Origin of the sequence: Albidovulum denitrificans, from assembly GCF_002973535.1 — a bacterium.
Taxonomy (GTDB): Bacteria; Pseudomonadota; Alphaproteobacteria; order Rhodobacterales; family Rhodobacteraceae; genus Albidovulum; species Albidovulum denitrificans.
The window spans coordinates 770,117-796,524 of sequence record NZ_PVEP01000001.1 but is presented as its reverse complement, the minus strand read 5'-3'; the positions used below and the strand labels follow the sequence as shown (position 1 = coordinate 796,524).

Sequence of the window (26,408 nt, the reverse complement as noted above, 5' to 3'; positions counted from 1 at the left end):
GCAATATTGCCCATCCTTCCGCCCATCCTACCGGCCAAGGCCCAAGCCCGCTTTCATCAGCGTCGCGCGGATCGGCTTGAACGAATAAAGCGCGTTCAGGGCGCTGGCGCGGAGGTCGCGCAGGGGTTGCGCCGACAGCATCGAGGTCCGGTTCAGAAGGTCGATGCCCGTCACCCGCGCCTTCACCTCGGGCCAGCGGCGGCGGTGATAGGCGCTCAGCATCGCGCGGTCGCCCAGCCGGTCGGGCGCGGCCTTGGCCAGATCAAGCAGGCAGGCCAGATCGGCCAGCGACATGTTCAGCCCCTGCGCCCCGATCGGCGGGACGACATGCGCGGCCTCGGCCAGAAGGGCGGTCCGCTCGCCATCGAAGCGCTCTGCGATCTGGGCGATCATCGGCCAGACCGACCGCCGCGTGACCAGGGTCAGCGGCCCGTATAGCCCGGCAGAGCGGGTGAACATCTCCGCCTCGAAGGCCGCGACCGGCAGGTCGGCCAGCCGCAGCGCTTCCGGCCCCCGCTCCATCCAGACGATGGCAGAGCAGGGTTTGCCGTCGCGGTCAGGGAGCGGCACGAAGGTGAAGGGGCCACCCGTGCGGTGGATCTCGGTCGAGACATTGTCATGCGGGATCGGGTGGGTGACGGCGAAAGCCAGCGCCTTTTGTCCGTAGCGCAGGGTCTTCACCCCGATCCCCAGCGCCTCGCGCACCGGGCTATTGCGTCCGTCCGCCGCGATCAGCAGCCGCGCGGCGACCTGGGTTCCGTCCGACAGTGTCACCCGCGCCTCGCTTTCGCGCGTCAGGACCGCGCTGGTCGCGGTGCCGGGGCGGAAGGAGACGTTGGGCAGATCGGCCAGCCGCGCCACCATCTCGCGCCGCAAAAGCCAGTTGGGGAAGTTCCAGCCGAAAGGTTCGTCACCGATCTCGGAGGCGTCGAAATCCTTCACCACGCGCGGCTCCGCCACCTCGCCCCCGGCGTCGACGATCCGCATGATGCGCAACGCGGCGGCGTGGGGTTCGAGCCGTGACCAGAGACCCGCGTCGTCCAGCACACGGCGCGAGGGGTGCAGGAAGGCGGTGGTGCGCATGTCCGCGCCCTCGGCCCCGGCCTCGGTCACCGGGGGGGCGGGATCGACGCAGATCACCGAAAACCCGGCCGCGCCGAAGGCGGCGGCAGCGGTCAGCCCGGCGACGCCGCCGCCGGAGATCAGAATATCGGTACGCTCAGCCATCACCCGCTCCGTCTGGTTCGGGGCAGAGATTAGCGGTCTTCGCGCCCGCCGTCCAAGCGGCAAGCTGTCCTATGGCGTTTCGGGTTGGCACGGATTCAGAATTCGAACCTATTTCGTTCGAATTCCGATGCTTACGTTCTCAACGCAAACCCGAAGCGCTTTACTTGCCGATGGTGATGAGGAAGAGGATCAGGAACACCACCGGCACGGTCGCGATGGCGGTCAGGCCAAGCGCCACAAGGCCCCAGGTCTTTATCGCCAGCACCAGAAGGGCCAGCAGGATCAGGGTGAGGATGAGCACGGGGCCAAGGCGGCCGAAGCCGGTTTTTGTCGTCATTGGGGTTCTCCTGTTCGCTGCGCCGGATGTAGGCGCGCCGCGCCGCCGCAGCCACCGGGCGAATTGACGCGGCTTAGAGCGTGTTGCAGGAAAAGTGGGAACCGGTTTTCCTGCTTCCCGAACACGCGAAATCAAAGGGTTGGAGCGTGTCGCGTGACTGCGAAGGAACGCGAGACGCTCTAACGAAGCGCGCGCAGGAAGGCGGTCAGGTCGTCGGTATGGTGGTCGATATGGGGGGCGGGCGCGGGTGCGGGGGCGACATGGACGGTGCGCATCCCCATCGCATGGGGTGCGGTAAGGTTGCGGGTGTCATCCTCGAACATCGCCGCCGTTTCCGGGGCCAGCCCTTCGCGCGCGAAGACGGTCTCGAACGCCACGCGTTCGGGCTTGGGGCGAAAGCCCGCATGTTCCACGCCATAGACCGCGTCGATGGCGCCCCTGAGCCCGCGCGCCGCCAGCACCTTTTCGGCATAGGGGGCCGAGCCGTTGGTATAGACGATCCGCCGCCCCGGCAGGGCCGCGATGGCGTCGTGGAGCGCCGGGTCCGGCACCAGCGCGTCGAAAGAGATGTCGTGGACGTCGATCAGATAGGGATGCGGGTCAAGGTCATGTTCGTGCATCAGCCCCGCCAGCGTGGTGCCGTAAAGCCGCCAGTAATCCGCGCGCAGGCGGTCGGCCTTGTCCCGCGGCACGTTCAGCGCCGCCATGACATAGGCCGTCATGCGCTTTTCGATCTGATCGAAGAGCCGGGCGGAGGGCGGGTAAAGCGTGTTGTCGAGGTCGAAGACCCAGGTCTTCACATGGCCGAAGCCGGGTGTGTCGGGCGCGCGTGTCATGGTCGCGACAGTAGGGCGTGGACCCGCGCGGTGCAACGGCCGCTTGCCTTGGGGGGCGATGCGCGACTAGGGTCGCGCCGGACCATGGAAAGGGTGCGGATGCAGAAGGACGCCTATACGCTGATCCTTGAGGCGATCGACGGCGGGGTCTACCGCCCCGGCGACCGTCTGGTGGAGGCCGAACTTGCCGAGCGGTTCGGCGTGTCGCGCACCCCCGTGCGCGAGGCGTTGCAGCGGCTTGAGACGCAGTCGATGCTGGCGCGTGACGGGCGCTCGCTCATCGTGGCCTCGCTTGACCACAACCAGCTGGCCGAGCTTTACGTCGTGCGGGCAGAGCTTGAGGCGCTGGCGGCGCGGCTGGCGGCGAAACATGCGACGGCGGAGGAGGTCAAGGTCCTGTCGGACATGGTGGCGGCCGACCGCGCGCATCTGGACGACCCCGCCGCGCTCAGCCGTGCCAACCGTCGGTTTCACAAGCAGATCCACCTGGCCTCGCACAACCGTTTCCTGGTGCAGCAGCTTGACCTCGTCCACCGCTCCATGGCCTTGCTGGCGACGACCTCGCTGGCCGCCGAGGGGCGGGGGGAGACGGCGCTGGCCGAACATGCGGCGATTGTCGAGGCCATCGCCGCCGGGGATGCGGGGCGCGCGCAGGAAGCGCTTCGCGCCCATATCTCAAAAGCCTTCGAAACTCGTCTGAAACTCGATGCCGGGGCGGTTTGACGCCTTTGCGATGGTCGATCCGGGGACGTAGGGTTCGCGCTCCGGTTTGCGGACCAGTTTCAGGACCGGCGCGGGCCGGGGGGCCGGATCGGGCATGGCATCGGCGGGCAGGGCGGAAAAGCGGAACCGCGCGGCGGGCGCCCGGCGCAATCCGTGCAGCGACAGGACCGGCGCCGCCGCCTCGGGCGGCAGCCAGACCGGGTCGGTCAGAAGCAGGACCGAGGGCGCCGGATCCGGCTCTTCCGCCTCTGCGACATGGCCGTGGCTGGTCTTGTCCCAGTAGAAGGGCGCGCCGACCCATTCCCAAAGCGCCTTGTAGGACGACAGCGACGCCAGCGGCCCGTAAAGGTGCATGAGCGGCAGCCAGGGGATCAGGTGCCGGTGGCATTTGCCACGCAGCGCCCAGACCCCGATGGTCAGGTCGACCGCCTCGGAGGCCACGAACAGCATCCCCACCGCCGCCATCAGCCCGGCCGGGATCAGCCCCGCCAGCGGATGCGGCAGGCCAAAGGCGGCCAGCCAGTAGGACAGCAGGACCGGTGCCAGCACCGCCTGCGTCAGCGAGCCGAGGAACAGGACCTGCACCCCCCAGAACCGTTTCGGCCCCAGATCGCGCCACAGCTTTGCGGGGTCACGCATATGGGTGGCCCAGGTGACGGCATAGCCCTTTTGCCAGCGCGAGCGTTGCTTCAGCCATGACAGGACGCGGGCGTTCGGCTCTTCCCGGGTCACGGTCTGGATCAGTTCGGTGCGGTAGCCGTGGCGCGCAAGGCGCAGGCCCAGATCGGCATCCTCCGTCACGTTATGCGCGTCCCAGCCGCCCAGCTTCTCGATGATCGCGCGGCGGAAGAACAGCGTCGTCCCGCCCAGCGGCACCACCAGGCCCAGCCGCGCAAGACCCGGCAGCACGACGCGGAACCAGGCGGCATAGTCGATGGTGAAGCAGCGCGTCAGCCAGTTGTGCCGCGCGTTGTAGAAATCGAGCTGCCCTTGCAGGCAGGCGACATCCTCGGGCGCGGCGGCAAAGCGGCGCACGACCTCGATGATCTGGCCGGGGTCGGGTTCATCCTCGGCGTCCCAGACCCCGATGATCGAACCGCGGCAGAAATCGAGCGCGAAGTTCAATGCGCGGGGCTTGGTCCTGACCGGCCCGTCCGGCACCCTGACCATCCGCATCCAGCGCGGCAGCTTGTGCCGGGCAAGGGCCGCATGGGTGGCGTGATCGTCGTCCTCGACCACCAGAAGGATGTCCAGCAGTTCCTTGGGATAGTCGATCCGGCCCAGCCGTTCGACCAGCCGGGGGACGATGTCGCCTTCGCGAAAGAGCGGCACCATGACCGAGACCACGGGCAGTTGGCGCGGCAGCGGCGGTGGCGCGGTGCGGGCCGCGCGCATCGCGGCCAGTCCGGCGGCCGCCTTGACCGTCATGCTCGCGATCAGCGCCAGGATCGCCCAAAGCGTCAGCAGCGCGACGGTCGCGCGGGGCAGGGTGGCGATACCCACCAGCAGCGCGCCAAGCACCGCCGCCCCGATGAGCCGCGCGCGGGGGTGATTCTGGCCACGGCAGCTTTCGTCGGCCGCGACGCGGGTTTCCGCGCGCCGGGCAAGGGGTGTCGCGTGCTGGGCGATCAGCACCCGCTCGATGTCGCTTGGCGCGGCCAGCGCCATCATCACCGGGCCGATGCCCTTGGGCAGCTCGCCGCGCAGGCGGTCGAAGTCGTCGGGGCGCGAGGTCAGGATCACCATCGCCCCGCCGCTGCGACGCCAGGGGATCACGCCATGGCGCAGGCAGAAGGCGGTGCCAAGCCGGTCTGCCAGGCGCGGGTCGGGCGGCGTTTTCAACGGATCGACCGCCTGCACCTGCCATTGCAGGCAAAGTGCGGCGGTCAGGTCGGCCTCACGCACCCAGCCGCGCGACAGAAGGATGTCGCCCAGCCGGATGTCCTGCCGGTCGCGCAGCGCCAGCGCGCGCAGCAGGTTGTAGGGCGTGACCGCCCCCATATCGAGAAGGATCTGCCCCAGCGGACGGCGCCGCGTGGCGGGGCTGAGCGGGCCGGGGCGATAGGCGGGCAACGGACGCCCGGACGGCCGAAAGGCCCCCATGGCGGGGGCGGCGGCAGTCTCGATCAGGCGCAGATGGGGCGGCGACATTTCCGGGGCTCAGGCTCAGGTCCCCCGAGCCTCGGAAATCTGGGTTAACAGGTCCTTAACGCCCGCGAGGCCGTCGCTCAGCCGCGGCGCGCGCGCATCGCCTCGGCGAAGCGTTCGAAAAGGTAGTAGCTGTCCTGCGGGCCGGGGCTCGCCTCCGGGTGGTACTGGACCGAGAAGACCGGCCGGTCGGTCAGCCGGATACCACAGTTCGAACCGTCGAAGAGGCTGACATGGGTTTCCTTCACGCCGTCCGGCAGGGTCTGGCTGTCGACGGTGAAGCCATGGTTCATCGAGGTGATTTCCACCTTCCCGGTCTCAAGATCCTTCACCGGATGGTTGGCGCCGTGATGGCCGTGGTTCATCTTGATCGTCTTCGCGCCAAGCGCCAGCGCCAGCATCTGATGGCCCAGGCAGATGCCGAAGACCGGCAGGTCCTTTTCCAGAACGCCCTTGATCATCGGCACCGCATAATCGCCCGTCGCCGCCGGGTCGCCGGGGCCGTTCGACAGGAACACGCCTTCGGGGTTATGGGCCAGCACCTCTTCCGCCGTCGCGGTGGCGCGCAGGACGGTGACATCGCAGCCGACCGAGGCGAGGCAGCGCAGGATGTTGCGTTTCGCGCCGTAATCCAGCGCCACGACCTTGAAGCCGTCGCCCTGCCGCTTGCCATAGCCATCCGGCCAGGCCCAGCGGGTTTCGTCCCAGTGGTAGCTTTGCGCGCAGGTCACCTCTTTCGCCAGATCGAGGCCGACAAGCCCGGACCAGGCGCGGGCCTTGGCGACCAGCGCCGCGATGTCGAAATTCCCCTCCGGGTCATGGGCGAGCGCCACATGCGGCGCGCCCTGCTGGCGGATGGCGCGGGTCAGGCGGCGGGTATCGACGCCGCCGATGCCGATCCGGCCGCGCCGGGCCAGCCAGGCCACCAGATCCTCGGCCGCGCGCCAGTTCGACGGCTCTGTCGGGTCCCATTTCACCACCATTCCAGCGGCGACCGGATCGGCGGTTTCGTCGTCTTCCGGGGTCACGCCGGTATTGCCGATATGGGGGAAGGTGAAGGTCACGACCTGCCCGGCATAGGAAGGGTCGGTCATGATTTCCTGATAGCCGGTCATCGCGGTGTTGAAGCACAGCTCCGCCACCGTTTCGCCGGTGGCGCCAAAGCCCTTGCCGTAAAACAGCGTTCCATCGGCCAGCGCGAGGCAGGCTGTGGGCTTTTCCGAAGGCTGGTGGCTGGCGGGCATGGCGCGACTCCCGATGCTCAAATCCCGCGGAACCTACGGGCGCGCGGGGGCGCGGTCAAGGGGCTGGTCACGATTTGCCTTACGCAACGAAATCAATAGGTTAGACGAAAACACCCCAGTTGTCCTTGGCGCGCGTTCACGATAAGGTGGGGGCTTCGGAAATGATGGGGATGATCGATCCGATGACGGTAAAGGAAAAGGTCGCCGCGGCGCTCAAGGACGCGATGAAATCGCGCGAGCAGGACCGGCTGTCGACCCTGCGGCTGATCAATGCCGCGATCAAGGACAAGGAAATCGCCCTGCGCGGCGATGGCGAGGAAGGCACGGTCGGCGATGCCGAGGTGCTGGCCATCCTCGGCCGCATGGTCAAGCAGCGTCAGGAAAGCGCGCGCGCCTATGAAGAGGGCGGGCGGCTGGAACTGGCGGAAAAGGAACTGGCCGAGATCAAGGTGATCGAGGGCTTTCTGCCGCGTCAGCTTTCCGGCGAGGAGGTCGATGCGGCGGTGGCCAAGGCGATTGCCGGGGTCGGCGCCACGTCGATCCGCGACATGGGCAAGGTGATGGCCGCGCTCAAGGCGAAATATACCGGGCAGATGGATTTCGGCGCGGTCGGGCCGATGGTCAAGGACAAGCTCGCCTGAGGGCGGTCTATTCCGGATAATTGCGGCGGGCTTTCGCCTCGCCCAGTTTGCCGCCGTTGTTCTTGCTCATGGCTGTGGCAGTCCATTCATAGCTATGCGCGCCGTTTGGCGGGCAGGGGCTTTTGTATTTGAAAGCCCCGGCGGGCACTTGCGCGCCGCCCTTCCAGGCCACAGTGCCACCGCCGTGGTTGTAGCTCCGCACGTTCCTGTCCACCAGCTTGAAGCGGATGAACTTCGTTCCATCGGGCACATTCTTCAGGCGGAACGCGGGGCTAGCCACGGTGTTGGGCTTGCCCGAGGTGCAGAGCTTGAGCGGTCCCCATTCGAAAGACAGATCGAAGGCCTGCGCGGGCAGGGCGAGGAGGCAAAAGGCAGAGATGATAGCAAGGTGGCGCATGGGGACTCCCGTTGGCGTCAGTCGCAAGTCTGCACGTTCGGAAAGAGTGAGTCAATTTGACACCCCCGTAGGGCGATAGAGCCTGAAGGCAGCGCGCCAGGGGTGTGCTCCGTCCCCGTCGCGCGGCGCCGGGCCACGGCGCGGCGATCCGACCTTGCTGCATTGCGCTTTATGCCAGCCGGGTGCCTCCGCCATCGGTGTTTCGCGGGGCGTTGGCCAATCGCCGGGCCTTGGGGGTGGCCCGGCGATGCGCGGCGGCGCGGGGCGCCGCTGTTTCTCGCGGGGTCGCAGACGAGGCAGGTGGGAGGCGGCAGCGTCCCGGACTTGATCCGGGACCTCCGCCGCCGGAGGAAGAGGTCCCGGATCAGGTCCGGGACGGGAAAGCATGGTGCTTTCCGTTCTCCTCCTCCTTTGCGGTCAGCAATCGCCGGGCCTGAGGGTGGCGCGGCGGTGCGGGCGCCGCTGTTTCTCGCAGGGGGCGGCGCGGGCAGAAGGGGAGGCGGCAGCGTCCCGGACTTGATCCGGGACCTCCATCAGCCGAGGAAGAGGTCCCGGATAAGGTCCGGGACGGCGAAGCCCGCGGCCTTCCGGTCCTCCATCGCCCCTTAGCGCCTACCTCTCCGCCGTCTCACGTACCGCCGGACGGTCCATGCAGCGCGCGACCCAGTCGCGGATCGCGGGCGTGGCGGGCATCTGGTCACCGAACCAGGCGAAGGGGCCAGCGCAGAGTAGGTCCACCGCGCTGAAGTCGTCACCCAAGAGATAGGGTTGGCGGCCCAGCACCTCGTCCAGCCGTTGCAGCGCGGTGTCGTAGTCGCGCAGCGACGCCTTCACCGCCGGGTGGTCGAGCTTGGCCCAGTTCAGGATCGTCACCGGCTCCAACACGCCCTGATACCAGATCAGCCAGGACAGATAGCGCCCGCGCTGCGCGTCGCCCACCGGGCGGCCCAGCCCCGCCTCGGGGAAGCGGTCGGTCAGGTAGAGGATGATCGCCGCACGCTCGCGGACATAGTCCTCGCCATCGGTCAGATAGGGGACCTTGCCCTCGGGGTGGGGGTTCTTCGGGTCCCGCGCGCCGCTGCCGTCCTGGCGCGGGATCGTGACCTCGACGGTCTTCACCTTGTCGGCGACCCCAAGCTCAAGGATCAGTTGCCTGATGCTGGTCGAGCGGCTGTTGGGCGCGTGATAGAAGGTCAGCATGTCTTGTCTCCTGATGTCTGGATGCTATGGGTTTAGACCGGGGCTGCTGACAGAAAGTGACAGGATGGCGCGAACCGACAGGCTGATGCGGCTGATGGATGCGATGCGGCGGCTGCCCGCGCCGGTGACCGCGTCGCGGCTGGCCGGGGAAACCGGCGTTTCACCGCGCCAGCTTTACCGCGACATCGCCACGCTGCGCGCGGGCGGGGCGCTGATCGACGGCGAGGCCGGGGTCGGTTACCGGCTGGTCGAGGACCCGGCGCTGCCGCCGCAAAGCTTCTCGCGGCTTGAGATCGAGGCGCTGCACCTTGCCGTGCAGGCGCTGGGCCGGATCGGGGAGGAGGATCTGGTCGGCGCCGGGCGCGCCGCACTCGCCCGGATCATCGCGACCCTGCCGGAACGGCAGTCGCGCCAGGCGCTGCACGCGATCATGCACAGCTTCTCTGCCCCCGTCGAACGGGTGCCGCCGCGGATCGACCTGTCAGTGATCCGCGACGCCTGCTGGGCGGAAGAGGCGCTGCGGATCGGCTATACCGACCTTTCGGGCGCCCGTAGCGAGCGGGTGGTCTGGCCGCTGGGCCTGTCTTATTCGGACAATGCGCTGATGCTGCTGGCCCATTGCCGTTTGCGGATGGATTTCCGCATCTTCCATGTCAACAAGATCGACCGGGTGGACCTGACGGGCGAAAGCTTTCGTCCGCGCCGGGTTGCGTTGGTTAGGGAGTTCCGGGCGACGAGGTCGCGCCGAGGGCGGGGTTAACGCAGCCGCGCCAGCCGTTCCTGCAACTCACTCGCCAGTCGGGCGCGTTCCTCGGGCGTCAGGAAGGCGCCAAGCTCCACCTCGCGCCCGTCGCCCTTCAGGGTCAGGTAATTCGGCACCGGCCCCTTGGCCGGATAAAGTGTCACCGCCACCCAGTAGGGATTGGCCTGCCAGTGCTTCTCTGCCCCGTCCGGCGCGCGGCGCAGCAGGTCGACGCGGGCGGGGGACAGGGTCAGAACCTCGGTCAGCGTGCCGTCGCGATAGTTGCGGTGAAAGGCCCACCAGACGCCGCCCACGGCGATCAGGATGAAGGGCAGGATCCCCCAAAGAAGCACTGTCCCCAGAAGCGCCAGAAGCGGCACCAGAAGCATCGTCGCGGTGATTGCGATGAAGGTGACGAAGCCCTTCACCGGAAGCGAGCGATAGGGCCAGAGCGTCAGCCTGGCCTCCCCTTCCGTCCCCGTCTCTGTCCACGCATAGGGCATGGCGACAGGTAGGGCCAAGTGGGGGCGCAGGGCAAGGGGCGATGGGGCGTCGCACCCCTGCCGTCCCGCGCAACGAAAAGGCCCCGGATCGCTCCGGGGCCTTCTATCGGTCAGGTGCCGTGCCTCAGTGGGCGTGGCCCTTGTCCCAGTCCGACTGCTTGGGCAGCGTTTCGAACGTATGCTCCGGCGGCGGGCAGGGCAGGGTCCATTCCAGCGTGTCGGCGTATTCGTTCCAATAGTTGTTCTCGGTCACGCGCTTGCCCGCGCGCAGCGTGTAGATGACGATGCCGATGAACAACACGAAGGACGCGAAGGAGATGAAGGCGCCGATCGAGGAGACCCAGTTCCAGTAGGCGAACGCCTCCGGGTAGTCGATGTAGCGGCGCGGCATGCCCTGACGGCCAAGGAAGTGCTGCGGGAAGAAGATCAGGTTGGACCCGATGAACATCATCCAGAAGTGCAGCTTGCCCAACATTTCCGGGTACTGCCGGCCGCTCATCTTGCCGATCCAGTAGTAGATGCCGGCGAAGATCGCGAAGACCGCGCCAAGCGACATCACATAGTGGAAGTGGGCCACGACGAAATAGGTGTCGTGATAGAAGCGGTCGACCGGGGCCTGGCTCAGCACCACGCCGGTCACGCCGCCGACGGTGAAGAGGAAGAGGAAGCCAAAGGCCCAGAGCATCGGCGTCTTGAACTCGATCGAGCCGCCCCACATCGTCGCGATCCAACTGAAGACCTTGATGCCCGTGGGCACCGCGATCACCATCGTCGCCAGCATGAAGTAGGACTGCTGGGTCAGCGACATGCCGACGGTGTACATGTGGTGCGCCCAGACGACGAAGCCCAGAACCCCGATCGCCACCATCGCATAGACCATCGGCAGGTAACCGAAGATCGGCTTCTTCGCGAAGGTCGCGATGACATGGCTGATGATGCCGAAGCCGGGGATGATGATGATGTAGACTTCCGGGTGGCCGAAGAACCACAGGATGTGCTGGTACAGGATCGGGTCACCGCCACCGGCCGGGTCGAAGAAGGTCGTGCCGAAGTTGCGGTCGGTGATGAGCATGGTGATCGCGCCCGCCAGAACCGGCAGCGACAGCAGGATCAGCCACGAGGTGACGAAGATCGACCAGGCGAACAGCGGCACCTTGTGCAGCGTCATGCCCGGCGCGCGCATGTTCAGGAAGGTGGTGATCATGTTGATCGCGCCAAGGATCGAGGACGCCCCCGACAGGTGAACCGCGAAGAGCGCGAGGTCCATGGACCAGCCTGCCTCACGCGACGAAAGCGGCGGGTAGAGAACCCAGCCCACGCCCGAGCCGGTCTGGCTGTCGCCGCCCGGCGCGAAAAGCGAGGCGACGGCAAGCGAGGTCCCGGCGACGTAGAGCCAGTAGGAAAGGTTGTTCATGCGCGGGAAGGCCATGTCCGGCGCGCCGATCATCAGCGGCATGAAATAGTTGCCGAAACCGCCGAAAAGCGCGGGAATCACGACGAAGAACATCATCAGGATGCCGTGCGCGGTCACGATGGTGTTCCACAGGTGGCCGTTCGGCGTACAGGGCTGCGAGGCATCGGCGAACAGGCGCATCCCTTCGGCGCACATGTACTGCACGTCGGGGTGCATCAGCTCCAGCCGCATGTACACGGTGAAGGCGACCGAGACGAAGCCTACGGTCGCGGCCGTGAAGAGGTAGAGGATACCGATGTCCTTGTGGTTCGTGGACATGAACCAGCGGGTGAAAAAGCCCCGCTCGTCATGCTCTCCGTGGCCATGTACGGCTGCGTCGGCCATGTGATTCTCCCGTTTCCTGCGCGCTGCGGCTGATCGCTCCGCGCTGCGTCTTTTTGTCTAATAGTCCGCTCTCCCCCGATGGGCAATCGCGGAAAACGCGCCGGGGCGCGGAAATCCGGCCCCGGCGGCAGTGTTTTTGACGGGCGCTTACTGCGCGACCGAGGCCAGATAGGCCGCGACGTCCTCGCCACCCTTCTTCAGCTTGAAGGTCATCTTGGATTTGCCTTCGCCGCCATGGGTGTCGATATAGGCGGTCGGGTCGAGGAGGTATTCCGCAAGGCTCGCCTCATCCCAGACGGCGCCCGAGGCGCCCACGGCCAGGATGCCGTCGCCGTACTTGAAATCCTCGACCGAGGCGACCGCGCGGCCGATCACGCCATAAAGGTTCGGGCCGGTCTTGCCGCCCTTCACGATCTCGGTGCCGTCGTCGGCCACGATCATGTGGCAGGCCTTGCACTTCTTGAATTCCTTCTCCCCGTTCGCGGCATCGCCTTCGGCGAAAAGCGGGGTGGCCAGAGCGACGCACGCCACGGCGCTGATGATGGCAAGTTTCATTCGCTACTCCTTGTAGGGTATTTGGTGTTCGCGCTGCACGGACCTTTCTAGCCTTTGCAGAAAGGGATTTCCATACACGATTGGGCGCGCGGCCCTGCGCTCAGGCGGTGGGGAAAACCCTGTCGAAGCTGCGCTTCAGGGCAAGGTCCAGATCGTCCATCGTCACCGGCAGGCCGAGATCGACAAGGCTGGTGACGCCGTGGTCGCGGATGCCGCAGGGAACGATTCCCCCGAAATGGTCCAGATCGGGGTCGAGGTTGACCGAAACCCCATGAAAGCTGACCCAGCGGCGCAACTTTACGCCGATGGCGGCGATCTTGTCCTCGCGTAGCGTGCCGTCGGGCAGGGGGGGCTTGTCGGGGCGGCGCACCCAGACGCCGACCCGTCCGTCGCGAATCTCGCCGGTCACGTTGAACCCTGCCAGCGCGGCGATGATCCAGGCCTCAAGCTGCGCGACAAAGCGTCGCACGTCGCAGCCGCGCCGGTTGAGGTCAAGCATCACATAGGCCACGCGCTGCCCCGGCCCGTGATAGGTGTATTGCCCGCCGCGCCCGGCGGTGAAGACCGGAAAACGGCCCGGATCGGTCAGGTCCCCGGGCCGGGCCGAGGTCCCGGCGGTGTAAAGCGGCGGGTGTTCAAGAAGCCAGACCGCCTCATCCGCCGTTCCCGCCGAAATCGCCGCCACGCGCGCCTCCATCGCGGCAAGCGTGGCCTCATACTCCGACAGGCCGGGCAGGTGGGTCCATTCAACCACGGGCGGGGTCCCTTCTCTTGCTCCCGCGCCCGACATAGCGATCCGGGGCGCGGCTGGGAAGGGGCGTGGCCGGGAAGGGCCGGGGCCTGTCCACAAAGGGACGGGCTGGAATTCCCGACTGGCGCGGCAGCCCCGCCGGGCGCATCATCGCCGCCATTCAGACGCCACGTTTTTCATCCCGCGCCGCCGGTCCCCGGCCGCGTCATTCCCATTTCGGAGATTTCACCATGTCCGCTTACAAGATCGCCTCGCTGTCGATCGCCTTGTGCTCGGGCCTGCTGCTCGCCTCGTTCCTGATGGCGGCGGAAAGTACGACGCCCGCGCCCCATGCCCAGATGAACCGCGCCAGCTATGACAGCCCGCGCCCGCCCGTGGCCATCGCGCAGATGAACCGCGCCGCCTATCGCAAGATCGCCCCCAGCGCGCAGATGAACCGCGCGCTCTACCGCAAGGATCGTCTCGCGGCCGTAACCCGTTGAAAACGATTGTTTCGCGAATGCGTGATTGCCCGAATCCCGGACCTCGGCCAGACTGGCGTCATTGGGACGCCGCGATTGACCGGCCGATGCCGTTCGGCCGGGCGACGGAATTGATAACGAGGGAAGGACTAGGTCCATGAGGAAACATTCACTTGCGAAGGGCTGCGTGGTCGCCGCGCTGATGCTTGGCCAGGCGGCCCCGGCGATGGCGGATGCCGACGGGCTGGTCGGCGGGGTCGTCGGCGGGATCATCGGCGGCATCATCGTGAACGAGGCCAACAAGAACAAGCGCACGACGACGGTCCGGCGCACCACCAAGCGCACCGGCCTGTCCAGCGCGCAGCGCGAGGCCAACCGCGAGGTGCAGGTGGCGCTGAACTATTTCGGCTATCCGGTCGGCACGCCGGACGGGGTGCTGGGGCGCCAGTCGCGGGCCGGGATTTCTGACTATCAGCTGACGCTGGGCTATACGCCGACGGGGCAGCTGACGGAATATGAACGCACCCACCTCATCGGGTCCTACCACCGCGCCATCGCGGGCGGGGCGGTGACGATGCAGCAGGCGGCGGCGAACCCGATGGGCCTGCGCGGCCTTCTGGTGACCTGGCGGGACGAAGCGGCGGGCATCACCGTTCCGGCGGTCCCGCAGCAGGGCCAGATGGCGCTGGTCGCAGAGCCGCCCGCGGCGCTCGCGCCCGAGGCGGCCCCGGTTATCGCCGCGACCGCCCCGGCGGCGGACCCGGCCAATGGCGGCTTGCCGACCTTCCTAGGCAGCGCAGGCGCGACGCAGGTCTCGCTCGCCTCGACCTGCAACAAGGTCGCGATGATGACGACGACGAATGGCGGCTACACGACGGTGGCCAACATGACCGACCCGTCGGCGGCGCTGGGTGAGCAGTTCTGCCTGGCCCGCAGCTACGCCATCGCCACGGGTGAGGAGATGGCCGCCCAGGTCCCCGGCACCACACCGGCCCAGATCGCCGAGCAATGCGCAGGCTTTGCCCCGGCGATGAAGGCCGAGGTGGCGGCACTGTCGCTGCAACCGGCCACCGATGTGCTGGCCGAAACCCGCAACTTCGCGCTTTCCACCGGCATGTCGCCCGCGCAACTGGCCGCGACGGCGAAGATCTGCCTTTCGGTCGGCTATGCGCAGGACAACATGGACGTGGCCGTCGGCTCGGCCCTGATCCTGACCGCGCTGGGCGAGGCGGGGTACGGTGAGCTTCTGGGCCATCACCTGTCGCAGGGCTATGGCGCCACCCAGCGCACCGATCTGGCCTTCGACTGGTACGGCATGGCCATCGGCGCCGCCGAAAAGGGCGCAACCCCGGTCTTCGCGCCGGGCCAGCCGGAGCGCATGGCGCTTGTCCGCAAGGCCGCCTATGCCATCACCGGGCGCGACGACGAAGCCGCCGCCCCCCCGGTCAAGGCCGCGCTGCCGACCTTCCAGGTGCCTGCGCCCGCGGGCGACGCGGCGACCGGCACCGCCGAGTGATGGCCGCCTGACAAGGGCAGGCCGCCCCCCAGGGGCGGCCCCCGTTCCGCGCGGCGCGTCTTTTTGCGGCCGGGCCGAAAATCCCCCTTCACATCGCCGAAGGCTTTGGCTAAGAAGCGCCCACCTCGCCCGAGGGTATCCTTCGGGCCCGGTGCGGTTGTGGCGGAATTGGTAGACGCGCAGCGTTGAGGTCGCTGTGGGCTAACCCCCGTGGAAGTTCGAGTCTTCTCAACCGCACCACTTCTTACCTTTCCCGATCACCGGACCGTCGAAAGCCCCTGATGGGGGATTTGCCCGAGGCGCGCGCCATGCGCCGGTCGGGGCGCGGTCGGACGGCGCTGAAACGCTATAGGGACAGGGCCGTCCCGCCCCTCACGCCGCGCGGGCCGGGCGCGTGACCCAGAGTGCGGCGGCAAGGATCAGGGCGGCGCCCGCCAGGTCCGCGCCGCCGGGCCAGAGGCCGAACAGCAGGATGTCGAAGCCAAGCGCCCAGATCAGCCCGGTATAGTCGAAGGCCGCCAGGACCGAGATCGGCGCCCGTGCCGTCGCCTCGGTCGCGGCGATATGGCCCAACCCGCCCAGAAGCCCGGCAAGGATCAGCCACAGAAGCGTGACACCGTCGGGCGCGACCCAGCCGAAGGGCCATGTCGCCAGCCCGACAAGGGTCGAGGTCAGCGCGAAGTAAAAGGCGATGGCGGCGGCGCTTTCGGTGCCGGTCATGGATTTGATATGGACCCTTACGAAGGCCATGGTGACCGCATAGCCAAGCGCGGCCGCAACGCCGATGGCGGCACCTTCGCCCGGCACCGCCATGGCGGCGCCGAAGATCAGGCCGACCCCGGCGAGGCCCAGCAGGACCGGCAGCACGATACCCTTGTGCAGCCGCTCTCCCAGCATCAGCGCCGCGAAGGGCAGGGTGAGGACGGGGGCGAGATAGGCCAGCCCCTGTGCCGTCGCGACCGGCAGATAGGCAAGCGACAGGAAGGAAAGCGCCATCGACAGCGCGCCGAACAGGCTGCGCAGGACATGCGCGCGCGCGTTGCCTGTGCGAAGGGCCGCCGGAAACGGCCCGCGCTGCGCCGCGTAAAGGCAGATCGGCAGCAATGCGACGGCCGACCGCCAGAAGATGATCTGCCCCACCGGCACCCGGTCCGCCACCGCATGAACCGCCGCCGACATGGCCGTCATCAGAAGGGTCGCCAAAAGCCGCAGGCCGATGCCGGGCAGGGGAGAGGTGGGCTGCATGAGGGTCAGTTAGCGCTAACATTGACTGATGGCAAGGCTTCCGCGACGTGCCATCCCCCCACCCGCGAAAATCCGGTTTCCTCCCGTCCGGCGTGCCGCTATACCGGCCCCGTTTGCCGCATAAGGAGCAGGACGGATGGCCAATGTCGTGGTTGTGGGCGCCCAGTGGGGGGACGAGGGCAAGGGCAAGATCGTCGACTGGCTCTCGGAACGCGCCGATGTCATCGCGCGGTTTCAGGGCGGGCATAATGCGGGCCATACGCTGGTCATCGGCAACAAGGTCTACAAGCTGAACGCGCTGCCTTCGGGCGTGGTGCGGGGCGGCAAGCTTTCCGTCATCGGCAATGGCGTCGTCCTCGACCCCTGGCATCTGGTCAAGGAGATCGCCGCGATCCGCGCGCAAGGCGTGGAGATCACGCCAAAGACGCTGATGATCGCCGAAAACACCCCCCTTATCATGCCCTTCCACGGCGAGCTTGACCGCGCGCGTGAAGCGCAGGCGAGTGTGGCCAAGATCGGCACCACCGGGCGCGGCATCGGGCCGTGCTATGAGGACAAGGTCGGCCGCCGGGTGATCCGCGTCGCGGACCTTGCCGATGCCGACACGCTGGAACTGCGTGTCGACCGGGCGCTGGTCCATCACAACGCGCTGCGCTCCGGTCTGGGGATCGAGCCGATCGACCGCGACGCGATCCTGGCCGAGCTTCGCGCCATCGCGCCCGAGATCCTGAAATACGCGGCCCCCGTCTGGAAGGTGCTGGGGGAGCTGCGCCGCGCGGGCAAGCGTATCCTTTTCGAAGGCGCGCAGGGCAGCCTTCTCGATATCGACTTCGGCACCTATCCCTTCGTGACCTCCTCCAACGTGATCGCGGGGCAGGCGGCGACGGGCGTCGGCATGGGGCCGAACGCGGTCGATTACTCGCTTGGCATCGTCAAGGCCTACACGACCCGTGTCGGTGAAGGCCCGTTCCCGACCGAGCTTGACGACGCCGATGGCGAACGGCTTGGCACGCGCGGGCATGAGTTCGGTACCGTCACGGGGCGCAAGCGCCGCTGCGGCTGGTTCGACGCGGTGCTGGTGCGCCAGACCTGCGCGATTTCCGGCATGAAGGGCATCGCGCTGACCAAGCTTGACGTGCTGGACGGGTTCGAAACGCTGAAGATCTGCGTCGCCTATGACGTGGACGGCCAGCGCTATGACTACCTGCCGACCCAGGCCGCGCTTCAGGCCAGGGCGAAACCGATCTATGAAGAGCTTGAGGGCTGGGCCGAAAGCACCCAGGGCGCGCGGTCGTGGAACGACCTGCCGGGCGCCGCGGTGAAGTATGTCCGCCGGATCGAGGAATTGATCCAGTGCCCGGTCGCGATGCTGTCGACCAGCCCGGAACGGGATGACACGATCCTCGTCACCGATCCGTTTGCGGACTAGTGCCGATGAAGGCGCTTCTGATCGACGGCCATCCCGACCGGAACCGGCTGAGCGCGCATCTGCTGGACACCTATCAGGCGGCGCTGCCCAAGGGGGTCACGGTCGACCGGATCGCGGTGCGCGATCTGGCCTTCGAACCCGATCTGTCGCGCGGGTATGAGGATGTGCCGCCGCTGGAGCCGGATCTGGAACAGGCGCTGGCGCGGATCGAGGGCTGCGATCACCTCGTTCTGGCCTTCCCGCTTTGGTGGGGGGCGGAACCGGCGCGGCTGAAGGGGTTCTGGGACCGTGTGCTGCTGCCGCGCCGCGCCTTCCGTTACCACAAGGGCGATCCGTGGTGGGACCGGCTTCTGGCCGGGCGGTCGGCGGATGTGATCGTGACCATGGACACGCCGCCGCTTTACCTGCGCCTTGCCTATTTCGATCCGCTCGGCTGGCGCTATCGCCGTCAGGTGCTGGGCTTCGTCGGGTTCCGCCCGATCCGCCTGCATTACTTCGGCATGGTCCGGCGTGGTGGCGCGGAACGGAACCTGCCGAAATGGCGCGCACGGATCGAACGCGCCGCCCGCAGTGCGGCCGGGCTTCGCCGCCGCGCAAGGGAGATGATCGCATGAGCCTGTCCTATACCGCCCGCCGTCGTTGGTCGCTGGTGATCCTGCTGATCGGCCTGCCGCTTTATATCATGCTGGCGGTCAGCGTGATCGGCTGGATCAGCATGATCTTCGGCCGCCCGCCGTTTCTGGCCGAAATCGCGGTCTATGTCGTGCTGGGGGTTCTTTGGGCGCTGCCTTTCCGCTTTGTCTTTCGCGGTGTCGGCAAGGAAGACCCCGACATGCAAAAGGGGCGGCCCGAAGACCGCCCCTGATACTCTGATTGCCGTGCCTCAGTTCGCCACGCGGCGCGCCTCGGTCATGTAGCGCGAGGCGTCGGTCAGCGTGAACTGGCCGCGGCTGACCTTCTGGATCTTGCCCTGGCGCAGCAGCATCCCGAAGGACCGCAGGCTGTCCTCGCGGCTGTAATCCTCTTCGTCGGCCATGCCGATGACCTTGCGGATGATGTGCGGGCGCGAGAAATGCTCAACCCCCTCGACCGTCGCGGTATAGGCGGCGGCGGCCTCCAGCAGCTCCGGCAGGTTCGACGCGCCGAGGCGTTCGGCGAATTCGGCAAAGCTGCGGGCGTCCTCGGGGTTGACGATCATGTCTTCCGCGTCGTCCTGATCCGCTTCCACCGTGCTTTCCATCACGGTCGCGCGGACCCGGCGGGGGCGGACCACCGCCGCTTCGCCGCGGCCTTCCTCGGCCGTGTCGACGCGCTGTTCCGAGACGAGGACCAGCGGCGCCATGCGCGTGGCCATCGTCGGGCGCTGCGTCGTCGGCAGGCTGTCGGCGGCGGGGCGGCGCGGGCGGACGGCCTTGGACAGGTCGTCGCGGTAGCGTTCGGTATGGTCGGCGGCCTCCGAGGCGGCGCCGACACCGGCGTCGTTCGACTTCATCTTGCGGTCGGCCACGGTGGCGGCGACGGCGGCCTTCAGATGCGCGATGGCCGAGAAGCGGCGGCGGTTTTCCACCCCCTCCAGCTTCGACTTGGCCTCTTCCATCAGCCGCTCGACCGAGGCGTCCTCGTCGTCCGAGCCGCCTTCAAGGATGGCGCGGCCTTCCTGGTTGTCGCGGCGCAATTCGCGCGTGGCGTCGGCGAGGTCGCGCAGAAGCTCCTGCTCCTCGTCCTCCGGCAGGCCGGTTTCGCCGATGGCGGCGCCGATCTGGGCGAGGATAGCGTTGTCATCCTCTTCGGTCGCGGCGGCGTTGTCCTCGAACTCATCGTCGTAATCGTCGCCCGAGAGCGCGGCCATGAGGGCGGCGGTGCGGTCCTCGACCGGGGTATCTTCCGAGAGCGCGAAGGCGGCTTCTGCCTCATCCTCGGTGCCGTCGAGATCGTCGTCATAGGCGTCGTCGTCATAGGCGTGGTCGTCGGCCTCATCGGCGCGGCTCAGGCGCAGGACCGTCGCACTTGCGCGCGGGGTCTCGTCTTCGGCCATCTCTTCGTCGGCCTCGTCCTCATAGGCCTCGTCGTCCAGCCCCTCGGTCGGGTCGTCGAAGGCGACCATGGCTTCGGCCTCGGCGTCTGCCTCGTCCTCGTCCTCGATACCGTCGAGCGCTTCGAGGGCTGCGATGTCCTCGTCCTCGGCGAAGGCCTCAAGGGCGTCTTCGTCCTCATCCGCGTCGAATTCGGCGGTGTCTTCCTCGTCCTCGATCTCTTCGACCTCGGCGACCGGCGCCTCGACCTCGGCGACCTCTTCCTCGGCTTCGATCTCCTCGACCTCTTCCTCGGTCTCGATCTCCTCGACCGGTGCCTCGACTTCGGCGACCTCTTCCTCGGCCGCAAGCGCCCCGATCAGCGCCTCGACATCGGCGGACTCATCGGCCACCGCGTCCTCGGCCACCGCGTCCTCGGCCACCGCGTCCTCGGCCACCGCGTCCTCGGTCACCGTCTCTTCGGTCACGGCAAAGGCGGCGATGCCGGCTTCGTCGTCCTGCGGTTCGGCAAGCTCATCTTCCGCCTCGGCGACGGCTTCCTCGACCGGGGTCTCTTCGGTTTCCACCGCGGCCATCACGTTCGACAGCGCGGCGTCGTCTTCGGCGGTGTCCGCCTCCGCGACCTCTTCCGGCGCGGCGTCCTCGGCCTTCAGCCCCGGCATGTCGCCATAATCGAGCGTGAAGCCGAAATCGGTCTCGGCCGCGTCATCGGCGGACGGCACCTCATCGGTCGCCTCGTCTTCCTCATAGGGAACCGCAACCGCAGCCGCGGTGGCCACCGGCGCATCGTTCACCACGGCGCGGATACGGGCAAGCTTGGCGGCCACGCTTTCCGCCACGGACGGACGGGCGGGGGCCTCGGCCACCGGTGCGGGCGCGGGCGCGGGCGCCACGGGGGCAGGCTCGGCCACCGGCAGGGGGGCGGCCTGCATCCCCTCGGGGCGCAGCACGATACCGTCCTCGCTGACGCGCGCCTCGACCCGGCGGTTGATCTCGCGTTCCGCGATCCGGTGCAGCATCTCGGCATCGGGGGTCGGCGGCACGGCGCCGAAATAGCGGTCATCCGCCGCAAGGTCGCGGAAATACTCCGCGATCGCCTTCATCGTCGAGAACGGCTCATCGAAACCCTCCAGCGTGCAGGAGAAGGTTCCGTAGGATACCGTCAGGATTTTACTCGCACCGACCATGGGGATGCTCGCTTTCTGATTATGCCTCTGTTTCCAACCTCAGGGGCAACTTGTGCGCTACCGTGGACAAAACCGGGTAAAAAGAAGGATTCATTTGGGCCAAGATTGTGTTTCTATGCCTTAATTGGCATCAATACTGCCATGTCATCGGTCATTGTCCAATCACGCTTCCCGGTTACCCTGCTAGGTGGGGGACAATCCGCCCATTCCGACCTTTCGGAGGCGCTTGCCCTCGCGCCGACCCTTGTCGCAGCCGATGGTGGCGCCAATGTGGCAATCGCGGGCGGATTGGTTCCCGATGCCGTGATCGGCGACTTCGATTCGCTTGCCGCCGCGACCCGCGCGGCGATCCCCGCCGACCGGCTGCATCACATCGCCGAACAGGACAGCACCGATTTCGAGAAATGCCTGCGCGCCATCGACGCGCCCCTGATCCTCGCGCTTGGCTTCACCGGCGCGCGCATCGACCATGAGCTTGCGGTCTGGAACGTGCTGGCGCGGCGCCGGGCGGGGAATACCATCGTCGTCGGGGCTGAGGATATCGTCTTCCTCGCCCCCGAACGGCTGTCGCTTGACCTCGCGCCCGGCACCCGGTTTTCACTCTTCCCGATGTCGCCCGCGCGGGCGACAAGCCGGGGCCTGCGCTGGCCGGTCGATGCGGTCGCCTTCGCGCCGGACGGGCGATCGGGGACGTCGAATGAGGCCACCGGGCCGGTGGAGCTGACCGTCACCTCCGGCGCGCTTCTGGTGATCCTGCCGCGCGCCTGCCTCAGAGAGGTGCTTCGGACGCGCTGACGGTGGCCAGATCGGCCAGCCGCGCCGCCCTGGCCAGCCGCCGCTCGCGGTGGATGATGTACAGGCCGGAACTGACGATGATCCCGATCCCGGCCCAGGTCAGCGCGTCGGGGAAATCGTCGAAGATCAGGTAACCGAAAAGCGTCGCCGTCACGATCTCAAGATAATGCAGCGGCGCGAGGGTGGAGGAGGGCGCGAAGGAAAGCGCATAGGTGATCGCCATATGGCTGACCGTGGCGGCCAGGCCGACGCCCGCGCACCAGATCAGGAACACCCCTTGCGGCATCTCGAAGGTGATCGGCCCGATCCCGGCCCAGGTTCCGAACCCCAGAACCGGCAGGCAGATCAGCGCCGCCAGAAGCGCGGTGTGAAACTGCATCGCCACCGGATGCATCCGCCGCGACAGGTGCCGCGTCACCAGCATGTAAAGCGCGAAGGAGAGCGCGGTGCCAAGCGGAAAGAAAGCGGCGGAGCCGAAGGCCGCGAAGGAGGGCTGGATCACCAGAAGCGCCCCCAGAAATCCCACCACGCAGGCGATGATCCGACGCTGCCCGACCTGCTCGCCGAACGCGAAGCGGCCGATGACAAGGATCAGGAACGGCTCGACAAAGGCGATGGCCAGCGCATCGGCAATCGGCATCACCCGCACGGCGGCGACGAAGCAATAGGTCGATGAGGCCAGCATCAGCGCCCGCAGCGCGGTCAGGCCAAGGGTCCGCCGGTCGGGCCTGAGCGAGAACCCCATCACAACCATCACCGGCGCCATCAGCACCGCCTGCACCAGTCCCCGGCCCAGCACGATCACCCCCACCGGCACCTCCTGCGCGGCGAGTTTGGAAAACACGTCGATCAGCGGCGCCAGCGTACAGAAGGCGATCATCATCGCGACGCCGGGCAAGATGCGGTCGGTCTGGCTCATCCGGCCCGGGTATCCCGTAGCCCTGGCGACGTCCATTCCAAAACCGACACCGGCGCTTCTTCTGTTTCCAAATACTCCGGGTGGGTCCGGGAGGGCAGCGCCCTCCCGGCCTTGTCCTCAGCAGTTCGGGACGTTTACCGCCAGCCCGCCGAGCGAGGTTTCCTTGTACTTCTCATGCATGTCATGGCCGGTCTGGCGCATCGTCTCGATGGCGGAATCGAGCGGCACGAAATGCTTGCCGTCGCCGCGCAGCGCAAGGCTCGCCGCCGAAACCGCCTTGATCGCGCCCAGACCGTTCCGTTCGATGCACGGCACCTGCACCAGCCCCTTCACCGGGTCGCAGGTCATGCCGAGGTGATGTTCCAGCGCGATCTCGGCCGCGTTTTCGACCTGTTCCGCCGTCCCGCCCATCACCGCGCACAGCCCGGCCGCCGCCATGGCCGAGGCCGACCCGACCTCGGCCTGGCAGCCGCATTCGGCGCCCGAGATCGAGGCGTTGGTCTTTACGATCCCGCCGATGGCGGCGGCGGTCAGCAGGAACTCCCCCACCCGCGACGGGGCCGCGCCCGGAACGTGATCCAGCCAGTAGCGGATCACCGCCGGCACCACGCCCGCCGCGCCGTTGGTGGGCGCGGTGACGACCTGACCGCCCGCGGCGTTTTCCTCATTCACCGCCATGGCGTAAACGCTCATCCAGTCGTTGATGGTATGCGGCGCGGTCAGGTTCAGCCCGCGCTCGGCCTCAAGCGCCACATGGATGCCCTTGGCGCGGCGGCGCACCTTCAGCCCGCCGGGCAGGATGCCGTCGGTGGCAAGGCCCCGTTCGATACAGTCGTTCATCACCTGCCAGAGCCGCGCCATGCCGTCGTCAAGGTCCTTCTGCGTGCGAAAGTGCAGCTCATTCGCGCGCTTCATCGCGGCGACCGACTTACCCGAGGCGGCGGCCATCTCAAGCATCTGGGCGGCGTTCTGGAACGGGTAGGGGCAGCCCGAGGGCTTGGCGGCGACGCTGCCCGCGTTCTGCAACTCCGCCTCGGTCAGGACGAAGCCGCCGCCGATGGAATAGTAGGTCTCTTGCAGGATCACGTCGCCCTGCGCGTCGGTCGCCATCAGGATCATGCCATTGGCGTGACCCTCCAGCGGGTGGCCGTAGTCGAAGACCAGGTCGGTCTCGGGCCGGAAGGTCAGTGTCGGCATCTCGGGCGGGGTGACGGTGCCGGTCCCGGCAATCGCGGCCAGCGCGGCCTCGGCCTTGTCGTGGTCATAGCTGTCGGGCAGGAACCCGGCGAGGCCGAGGATCGTGGCGCGGTCGGTCGCATGCCCCTTGCCGGTAAAGGCGAGCGAGCCGTGAAGCGAGGCGCGCAGCCCTTTCGGATGGAAGGGCGAGGCGCGCAAGAGGTCAAGGAACCGCCCCCCGGCCACCATCGGCCCCATCGTATGGGATGAGGACGGGCCGACGCCCACCTTGAAGATGTCGAAGACGGAGAGGAACATGGGCGTCCTTTCAGGTCGCGCTGCCCTCGGGCGGGCGGGCGTAGCTGGGGTTGGTAAAGATGGTGTCGCCCAGCCCTTCGGCAAGGGCGGCTTTCCGCGCGGCGGGTCGGCCCTCATGCGCGGCGGCGAGCGTGTGCAGGGCGGGGAAGGCCGTCAGGTCCAGCCATCCGGCCCGGCCCGTCGGATAAAGCGCCAGCCAGCGGATCAGGGTGACGACATACCAAGACAGGACCGAGGGCGCATCGGGCGACAGCCAGTCGGGGCGCCCGGCGGCGAGGTCCTCCATCAGGCCGAGATGGCGCAGGATGCGGGCCTGCGTCGTATCGGCGAAGGCCCCCACATCGGCGCCGGTCCCGGCATGGCGGTCGGGGTAGAAGAAAAGCCGGATGTCGGCATGAAGCGTGTTGGCGGTGAAGAACAGCCAGCGCAGGAACTGCCCGCGCTCCGGGCTGCCGGGCGCAGGGGCCAACGCCCCATGTTCCTCCGCCAGCCACAGCAGGATCGCCCCGGTTTCCGACAAGGGGCCGGCGGGGGTTTCCAGCGCCGGGATCAGCCCGGCGGGGTTCAGCCGCCGATAGGCCGCGCCGTCCTGCTCGCGCCGCGCGCGATCGACCAGCACCGTGCGATAGGGCAGCCGCATGTCTTCGAGCGCGAGGCGCACGATGAGAGAGGCGTTGTCGGGGGCATAGTGCAGTACATACATCGCGCGGGTCCGTTTCCGATGGCCAGATTAACGCGCCTTACGCCCGGTGGCGACGGCGGAAAACGACGCTTTGCCGCTGAAACCGCGCGGGTGCTTACGTGATGCGGCGGTGAAGTTCGCGCGGGTCGTCGGTCTCGACATGCCAGAAATCGGTCGCGCCCCTTGGCAACTGCGCCAGAAAATCATCGAGATCGCGCTGGCGGACATGCCGACGCAGCGCCCAGGCCACTGCCTCGATCGCATGGTCCGGCGTCAGGTTGTGATCCTTGCGAACCGCTTGTGCCTCTCGCCTCATCTCGTCACGGGTCGCGAAGGGTACGGGCGTGGCCGTCACGTTCCAGTCCTGCACGAAGAGCGCGCGGAGGCAGGCGGGCAGGATCTGTGCGAAGGCGATGGCTTCCTCCACGCTCAGGCGGCGGCGAAAGACCTGAATGACTGCATCGACTGCCGTGTAGGCGGAATTGTCCGACGTCAGGTCCAATCGGTCCTTCGCGTCGGTGAGGAAGGCTTGCCAGTCTTTCGTGGCGTGGCGGATGGCCCAAGGCATCGGCATGGTCGTTCTCCTTTCCCCGGATCTAGGGCAGGACGGTGCGGTTGCGAGGGGCCGGACCGAAATCACCCTCGCGCCCGCCCCATATCTTGCGTATAACATGACCCGAACCGCAATGGAGTGACCCATGGCCCCCAACCTGTCCCCGATCGAGACGGCGAAATTCGCGGCCGCCCGGCGCGCGGTCGATTTCGTCGAAGGGGGGATGCGCGTGGGGCTTGGGTCCGGCTCTACCGCGGCCTGGATGGTGCGCTGTCTGGGCCAGCGGGTGCGGGAGGAGGGGCTGAAGATCACCGGCGTCCCGACCTCGGACCGCACGGCGGCGCTGGCGCGCGCCGAAGGGATCACCGTCGTCGCGCTGGAAGAGGCGCGCTGGCTTGACCTGACCATCGACGGGACCGATGAATTCGACCCCGACCTGAACCTCATCAAGGGGGGCGGCGGGGCGCATCTGCGCGAAAAGATCGTCGCGACCGCCTCGGACCAGATGATCGTGATCGCCGACGCCGCCAAGGAGGTCGCCCATCTCGGCGCCTTCCCCCTGCCGGTCGAGGTGGTCCCCTTCGGCTGGCAGACCTCGAAGGCGCTGATCGAGGAGATACTGGTCTCGCTCGACGTCCTCGGGCGCGAGGTGACGCTGCGCATGAAGGGCGATGTGCCGTTCACCAGCGATGAGGGCAACCGCATCCTTGACCTGCATCTGGGCCGCATCGGCAATGCGCGGCAACTGGCGCTGGTGCTGAACCAGGTGCCGGGCGTGGTGGAGAACGGGCTGTTCATCGACATCTGCGACCGCGTCGTGATCGGCCATGGCGACGGCCGGGTGGAACTGCGCGACATCGCCACCGGCAGCAGCGAAGAAGACCGCATCGACTTCGCCGCGCCGGAAAACGTGTTCGACGATCTGGGGTAAGCCGCGCGCCCCCGGCTTGCCCAGGCCAGGCCGGGCCGTTAAGCCTTGGGCTTCATTTTCG

At 67.5% G+C, this 26,408-nt stretch carries 27 protein-coding genes and 1 tRNA gene; 11 read left to right on the top strand and 17 right to left on the bottom strand.

Annotated features, from left to right (window positions below):
- Window positions 1-27: 27 nt before the first annotated feature.
- From LX70_RS03885 to LX70_RS03880, 3 genes are all read right to left on the bottom strand, one after another.
- Window positions 28-1,227 carry a UbiH/UbiF family hydroxylase gene (locus LX70_RS03885; protein WP_105513180.1) on the bottom strand — a complete coding sequence of 400 codons (1,200 nt, stop codon included), beginning with the start codon at window positions 1,225-1,227 and terminating at the stop codon, window positions 28-30.
- Between the two features lie 160 nt (window positions 1,228-1,387).
- A complete protein-coding gene (locus LX70_RS20645; protein ID WP_170076107.1) occupies window positions 1,388-1,564 on the bottom strand; it encodes a hypothetical protein in 177 nt (58 codons plus the stop codon).
- Window positions 1,565-1,743: 179 nt separating this feature from the next.
- The gene (locus tag LX70_RS03880; RefSeq protein ID WP_105513179.1) at window positions 1,744-2,400 is read right to left on the bottom strand and encodes a pyrimidine 5'-nucleotidase; all 657 of its coding nucleotides are present in this window, start codon (window positions 2,398-2,400) and stop codon (window positions 1,744-1,746) included.
- 99 nt (window positions 2,401-2,499) lie between these two features.
- Between LX70_RS03880 and LX70_RS03875 the strand changes: the two genes are divergently transcribed.
- The gene (locus tag LX70_RS03875; protein ID WP_245884927.1) at window positions 2,500-3,123 is read left to right on the top strand and encodes a GntR family transcriptional regulator; all 624 of its coding nucleotides are present in this window, start codon (window positions 2,500-2,502) and stop codon (window positions 3,121-3,123) included.
- Here LX70_RS03875 and LX70_RS03870 read toward each other — a convergent pair.
- On the bottom strand, window positions 3,076-5,274 hold the full coding sequence (locus LX70_RS03870) for a glycosyltransferase (RefSeq protein WP_245884926.1): 2,199 nt from the start codon (window positions 5,272-5,274) through the stop codon (window positions 3,076-3,078). The genes LX70_RS03875 and LX70_RS03870 overlap by 48 nt on opposite strands.
- 77 nt (window positions 5,275-5,351) lie before the next feature.
- Window positions 5,352-6,515 (bottom strand): glutamine-hydrolyzing carbamoyl-phosphate synthase small subunit, encoded by a 1,164-nt coding sequence (gene carA / locus LX70_RS03865; RefSeq protein WP_105513177.1) that lies wholly within the window; start codon window positions 6,513-6,515, stop codon window positions 5,352-5,354.
- A 182-nt stretch (window positions 6,516-6,697) separates the two neighbouring features.
- On the opposite strand from carA, the gene LX70_RS03860 reads away from it, so the two are divergent.
- Window positions 6,698-7,156 carry a GatB/YqeY domain-containing protein gene (locus LX70_RS03860; protein WP_105513592.1) on the top strand — a complete coding sequence of 153 codons (459 nt, stop codon included), beginning with the start codon at window positions 6,698-6,700 and terminating at the stop codon, window positions 7,154-7,156.
- A 7-nt stretch (window positions 7,157-7,163) separates the two neighbouring features.
- Here LX70_RS03860 and LX70_RS03855 read toward each other — a convergent pair whose 3' ends face one another.
- Together LX70_RS03855 and LX70_RS03850 are read right to left on the bottom strand one after the other, a co-directional pair.
- Window positions 7,164-7,553, bottom strand: a complete 390-nt coding sequence (locus tag LX70_RS03855) for a phospholipid-binding protein (RefSeq protein WP_105513176.1) — start codon at window positions 7,551-7,553, stop codon at window positions 7,164-7,166.
- Between the two features lie 612 nt (window positions 7,554-8,165).
- Window positions 8,166-8,753 carry a glutathione S-transferase family protein gene (locus LX70_RS03850; protein ID WP_105513175.1) on the bottom strand — a complete coding sequence of 196 codons (588 nt, stop codon included), beginning with the start codon at window positions 8,751-8,753 and terminating at the stop codon, window positions 8,166-8,168.
- Between the two features lie 64 nt (window positions 8,754-8,817).
- Here LX70_RS03850 and LX70_RS03845 point away from each other — a divergent pair, with 64 nt between their 5' ends.
- On the top strand, window positions 8,818-9,513 hold the full coding sequence (locus LX70_RS03845) for a helix-turn-helix transcriptional regulator (RefSeq protein WP_105513174.1): 696 nt from the start codon (window positions 8,818-8,820) through the stop codon (window positions 9,511-9,513).
- Here the strand turns inward: LX70_RS03845 and LX70_RS03840 are convergent.
- From LX70_RS03840 to lipB, 4 genes are all read right to left on the bottom strand, one after another.
- Entirely contained in the window at window positions 9,510-10,016 is a 507-nt protein-coding gene (locus tag LX70_RS03840; RefSeq protein WP_342747667.1) for a DUF2244 domain-containing protein, read from the bottom strand. The two genes, LX70_RS03845 and LX70_RS03840, sit on opposite strands and share 4 nt — an antisense overlap.
- Before the next feature lie 106 nt (window positions 10,017-10,122).
- A complete protein-coding gene (ctaD, locus tag LX70_RS03835) occupies window positions 10,123-11,796 on the bottom strand; it encodes a cytochrome c oxidase subunit I (RefSeq protein ID WP_105513172.1) in 1,674 nt (557 codons plus the stop codon).
- A gap of 147 nt (window positions 11,797-11,943) precedes the next feature.
- Window positions 11,944-12,351 carry a c-type cytochrome gene (locus LX70_RS03830; RefSeq protein WP_105513171.1) on the bottom strand — a complete coding sequence of 136 codons (408 nt, stop codon included), beginning with the start codon at window positions 12,349-12,351 and terminating at the stop codon, window positions 11,944-11,946.
- 100 nt (window positions 12,352-12,451) lie between these two features.
- On the bottom strand, window positions 12,452-13,105 hold the full coding sequence (lipB, locus tag LX70_RS03825; protein ID WP_245884923.1) for a lipoyl(octanoyl) transferase LipB: 654 nt from the start codon (window positions 13,103-13,105) through the stop codon (window positions 12,452-12,454).
- Between the two features lie 227 nt (window positions 13,106-13,332).
- Between lipB and LX70_RS03820 the strand changes: the two genes are divergently transcribed.
- The 3 genes from LX70_RS03820 to LX70_RS03810 all read left to right on the top strand — a co-directional run bounded on the left by LX70_RS03820 (window position 13,333) and on the right by LX70_RS03810 (window position 15,319).
- Window positions 13,333-13,584 carry a hypothetical protein gene (locus tag LX70_RS03820; protein WP_105513169.1) on the top strand — a complete coding sequence of 84 codons (252 nt, stop codon included), beginning with the start codon at window positions 13,333-13,335 and terminating at the stop codon, window positions 13,582-13,584.
- A gap of 136 nt (window positions 13,585-13,720) precedes the next feature.
- The gene (locus LX70_RS03815) at window positions 13,721-15,079 is read left to right on the top strand and encodes a peptidoglycan-binding domain-containing protein (protein ID WP_105513168.1); all 1,359 of its coding nucleotides are present in this window, start codon (window positions 13,721-13,723) and stop codon (window positions 15,077-15,079) included.
- 153 nt (window positions 15,080-15,232) lie between these two features.
- Window positions 15,233-15,319, top strand: a tRNA-Leu gene (locus LX70_RS03810).
- Between the two features lie 132 nt (window positions 15,320-15,451).
- On the opposite strand, the gene LX70_RS03805 is transcribed toward LX70_RS03810, so the two are convergent.
- On the bottom strand, window positions 15,452-16,324 hold the full coding sequence (locus LX70_RS03805; RefSeq protein ID WP_105513167.1) for a DMT family transporter: 873 nt from the start codon (window positions 16,322-16,324) through the stop codon (window positions 15,452-15,454).
- A 136-nt stretch (window positions 16,325-16,460) separates the two neighbouring features.
- Here LX70_RS03805 and LX70_RS03800 point away from each other — a divergent pair, with 136 nt between their 5' ends.
- From LX70_RS03800 to LX70_RS03790, 3 genes are read left to right on the top strand one after another with little or no spacing between them, the layout of a single operon-like run.
- Entirely contained in the window at window positions 16,461-17,753 is a 1,293-nt protein-coding gene (locus LX70_RS03800) for an adenylosuccinate synthase (protein ID WP_105513166.1), read from the top strand.
- Window positions 17,754-17,758: 5 nt separating this feature from the next.
- A complete protein-coding gene (locus LX70_RS03795; protein WP_105513165.1) occupies window positions 17,759-18,367 on the top strand; it encodes an NAD(P)H-dependent oxidoreductase in 609 nt (202 codons plus the stop codon).
- The gene (locus tag LX70_RS03790; protein ID WP_105513164.1) at window positions 18,364-18,618 is read left to right on the top strand and encodes a DUF2842 domain-containing protein; all 255 of its coding nucleotides are present in this window, start codon (window positions 18,364-18,366) and stop codon (window positions 18,616-18,618) included. The genes LX70_RS03795 and LX70_RS03790 overlap by 4 nt, the downstream gene beginning before the upstream one ends.
- Window positions 18,619-18,636: 18 nt before the next feature.
- Here LX70_RS03790 and LX70_RS20640 read toward each other — a convergent pair whose 3' ends face one another.
- Window positions 18,637-20,973, bottom strand: a complete 2,337-nt coding sequence (locus LX70_RS20640) for a hypothetical protein (RefSeq protein WP_170076106.1) — start codon at window positions 20,971-20,973, stop codon at window positions 18,637-18,639.
- A 141-nt stretch (window positions 20,974-21,114) separates the two neighbouring features.
- On the opposite strand from LX70_RS20640, the gene LX70_RS03780 reads away from it, so the two are divergent.
- On the top strand, window positions 21,115-21,768 hold the full coding sequence (locus LX70_RS03780; RefSeq protein WP_105513163.1) for a thiamine diphosphokinase: 654 nt from the start codon (window positions 21,115-21,117) through the stop codon (window positions 21,766-21,768).
- On the opposite strand, the gene LX70_RS03775 is transcribed toward LX70_RS03780, so the two are convergent.
- The 4 genes from LX70_RS03775 to LX70_RS03760 form a co-directional block, all read right to left on the bottom strand.
- Window positions 21,743-22,687, bottom strand: a complete 945-nt coding sequence (locus tag LX70_RS03775; RefSeq protein ID WP_105513162.1) for a DMT family transporter — start codon at window positions 22,685-22,687, stop codon at window positions 21,743-21,745. The two genes, LX70_RS03780 and LX70_RS03775, sit on opposite strands and share 26 nt — an antisense overlap.
- 117 nt (window positions 22,688-22,804) lie before the next feature.
- Entirely contained in the window at window positions 22,805-24,181 is a 1,377-nt protein-coding gene (locus LX70_RS03770) for an L-serine ammonia-lyase (RefSeq protein ID WP_105513161.1), read from the bottom strand.
- 10 nt (window positions 24,182-24,191) lie between these two features.
- The gene (locus LX70_RS03765) at window positions 24,192-24,884 is read right to left on the bottom strand and encodes a glutathione S-transferase family protein (protein ID WP_105513160.1); all 693 of its coding nucleotides are present in this window, start codon (window positions 24,882-24,884) and stop codon (window positions 24,192-24,194) included.
- Between the two features lie 94 nt (window positions 24,885-24,978).
- Window positions 24,979-25,437: a DUF2267 domain-containing protein gene (locus LX70_RS03760; RefSeq protein ID WP_105513159.1), complete on the bottom strand. Its 459-nt coding sequence runs from the start codon at window positions 25,435-25,437 to the stop codon at window positions 24,979-24,981.
- A gap of 124 nt (window positions 25,438-25,561) precedes the next feature.
- Between LX70_RS03760 and rpiA the strand changes: the two genes are divergently transcribed.
- Window positions 25,562-26,347 carry a ribose-5-phosphate isomerase RpiA gene (gene rpiA, locus LX70_RS03755; RefSeq protein WP_105513158.1) on the top strand — a complete coding sequence of 262 codons (786 nt, stop codon included), beginning with the start codon at window positions 25,562-25,564 and terminating at the stop codon, window positions 26,345-26,347.
- Window positions 26,348-26,408: the final 61 nt, after the last annotated feature.

Bases quoted from the DNA above. Each gene is read 5' to 3' on its own strand.
- LX70_RS03790 (WP_105513164.1), top strand. From the start codon at position 18,364: ATGAGCCTGTCCTATACCGCCCGCCGTCGTTGGTCGCTGGTGATCCTG.
- LX70_RS03830 (WP_105513171.1), bottom strand. From the start codon at position 12,351: ATGAAACTTGCCATCATCAGCGCCGTGGCGTGCGTCGCTCTGGCCACC.
- LX70_RS03770 (WP_105513161.1), bottom strand. From the start codon at position 24,181: ATGTTCCTCTCCGTCTTCGACATCTTCAAGGTGGGCGTCGGCCCGTCC.
- rpiA (WP_105513158.1), top strand. From the start codon at position 25,562: ATGGCCCCCAACCTGTCCCCGATCGAGACGGCGAAATTCGCGGCCGCC.
- LX70_RS20645 (WP_170076107.1), bottom strand. From the start codon at position 1,564: ATGACGACAAAAACCGGCTTCGGCCGCCTTGGCCCCGTGCTCATCCTC.
- ctaD (WP_105513172.1), bottom strand. From the start codon at position 11,796: ATGGCCGACGCAGCCGTACATGGCCACGGAGAGCATGACGAGCGGGGC.
- LX70_RS03815 (WP_105513168.1), top strand. From the start codon at position 13,721: ATGAGGAAACATTCACTTGCGAAGGGCTGCGTGGTCGCCGCGCTGATG.
- LX70_RS03855 (WP_105513176.1), bottom strand. From the start codon at position 7,553: ATGCGCCACCTTGCTATCATCTCTGCCTTTTGCCTCCTCGCCCTGCCC.
- LX70_RS03885 (WP_105513180.1), bottom strand. From the start codon at position 1,227: ATGGCTGAGCGTACCGATATTCTGATCTCCGGCGGCGGCGTCGCCGGG.
- LX70_RS03800 (WP_105513166.1), top strand. From the start codon at position 16,461: ATGGCCAATGTCGTGGTTGTGGGCGCCCAGTGGGGGGACGAGGGCAAG.
- LX70_RS03850 (WP_105513175.1), bottom strand. From the start codon at position 8,753: ATGCTGACCTTCTATCACGCGCCCAACAGCCGCTCGACCAGCATCAGG.
- LX70_RS03860 (WP_105513592.1), top strand. From the start codon at position 6,698: ATGACGGTAAAGGAAAAGGTCGCCGCGGCGCTCAAGGACGCGATGAAA.
- LX70_RS03765 (WP_105513160.1), bottom strand. From the start codon at position 24,884: ATGTATGTACTGCACTATGCCCCCGACAACGCCTCTCTCATCGTGCGC.
- LX70_RS03780 (WP_105513163.1), top strand. From the start codon at position 21,115: ATGTCATCGGTCATTGTCCAATCACGCTTCCCGGTTACCCTGCTAGGT.
- LX70_RS03775 (WP_105513162.1), bottom strand. From the start codon at position 22,687: ATGAGCCAGACCGACCGCATCTTGCCCGGCGTCGCGATGATGATCGCC.
- LX70_RS03795 (WP_105513165.1), top strand. From the start codon at position 17,759: ATGAAGGCGCTTCTGATCGACGGCCATCCCGACCGGAACCGGCTGAGC.
- LX70_RS03820 (WP_105513169.1), top strand. From the start codon at position 13,333: ATGTCCGCTTACAAGATCGCCTCGCTGTCGATCGCCTTGTGCTCGGGC.
- LX70_RS03870 (WP_245884926.1), bottom strand. From the start codon at position 5,274: ATGTCGCCGCCCCATCTGCGCCTGATCGAGACTGCCGCCGCCCCCGCC.
- LX70_RS03760 (WP_105513159.1), bottom strand. From the start codon at position 25,437: ATGCCGATGCCTTGGGCCATCCGCCACGCCACGAAAGACTGGCAAGCC.
- LX70_RS20640 (WP_170076106.1), bottom strand. From the start codon at position 20,973: ATGGTCGGTGCGAGTAAAATCCTGACGGTATCCTACGGAACCTTCTCC.
- LX70_RS03805 (WP_105513167.1), bottom strand. From the start codon at position 16,324: ATGCAGCCCACCTCTCCCCTGCCCGGCATCGGCCTGCGGCTTTTGGCG.
- LX70_RS03880 (WP_105513179.1), bottom strand. From the start codon at position 2,400: ATGACACGCGCGCCCGACACACCCGGCTTCGGCCATGTGAAGACCTGG.
- LX70_RS03875 (WP_245884927.1), top strand. From the start codon at position 2,500: ATGCAGAAGGACGCCTATACGCTGATCCTTGAGGCGATCGACGGCGGG.
- LX70_RS03845 (WP_105513174.1), top strand. From the start codon at position 8,818: ATGGCGCGAACCGACAGGCTGATGCGGCTGATGGATGCGATGCGGCGG.
- carA (WP_105513177.1), bottom strand. From the start codon at position 6,515: ATGCCCGCCAGCCACCAGCCTTCGGAAAAGCCCACAGCCTGCCTCGCG.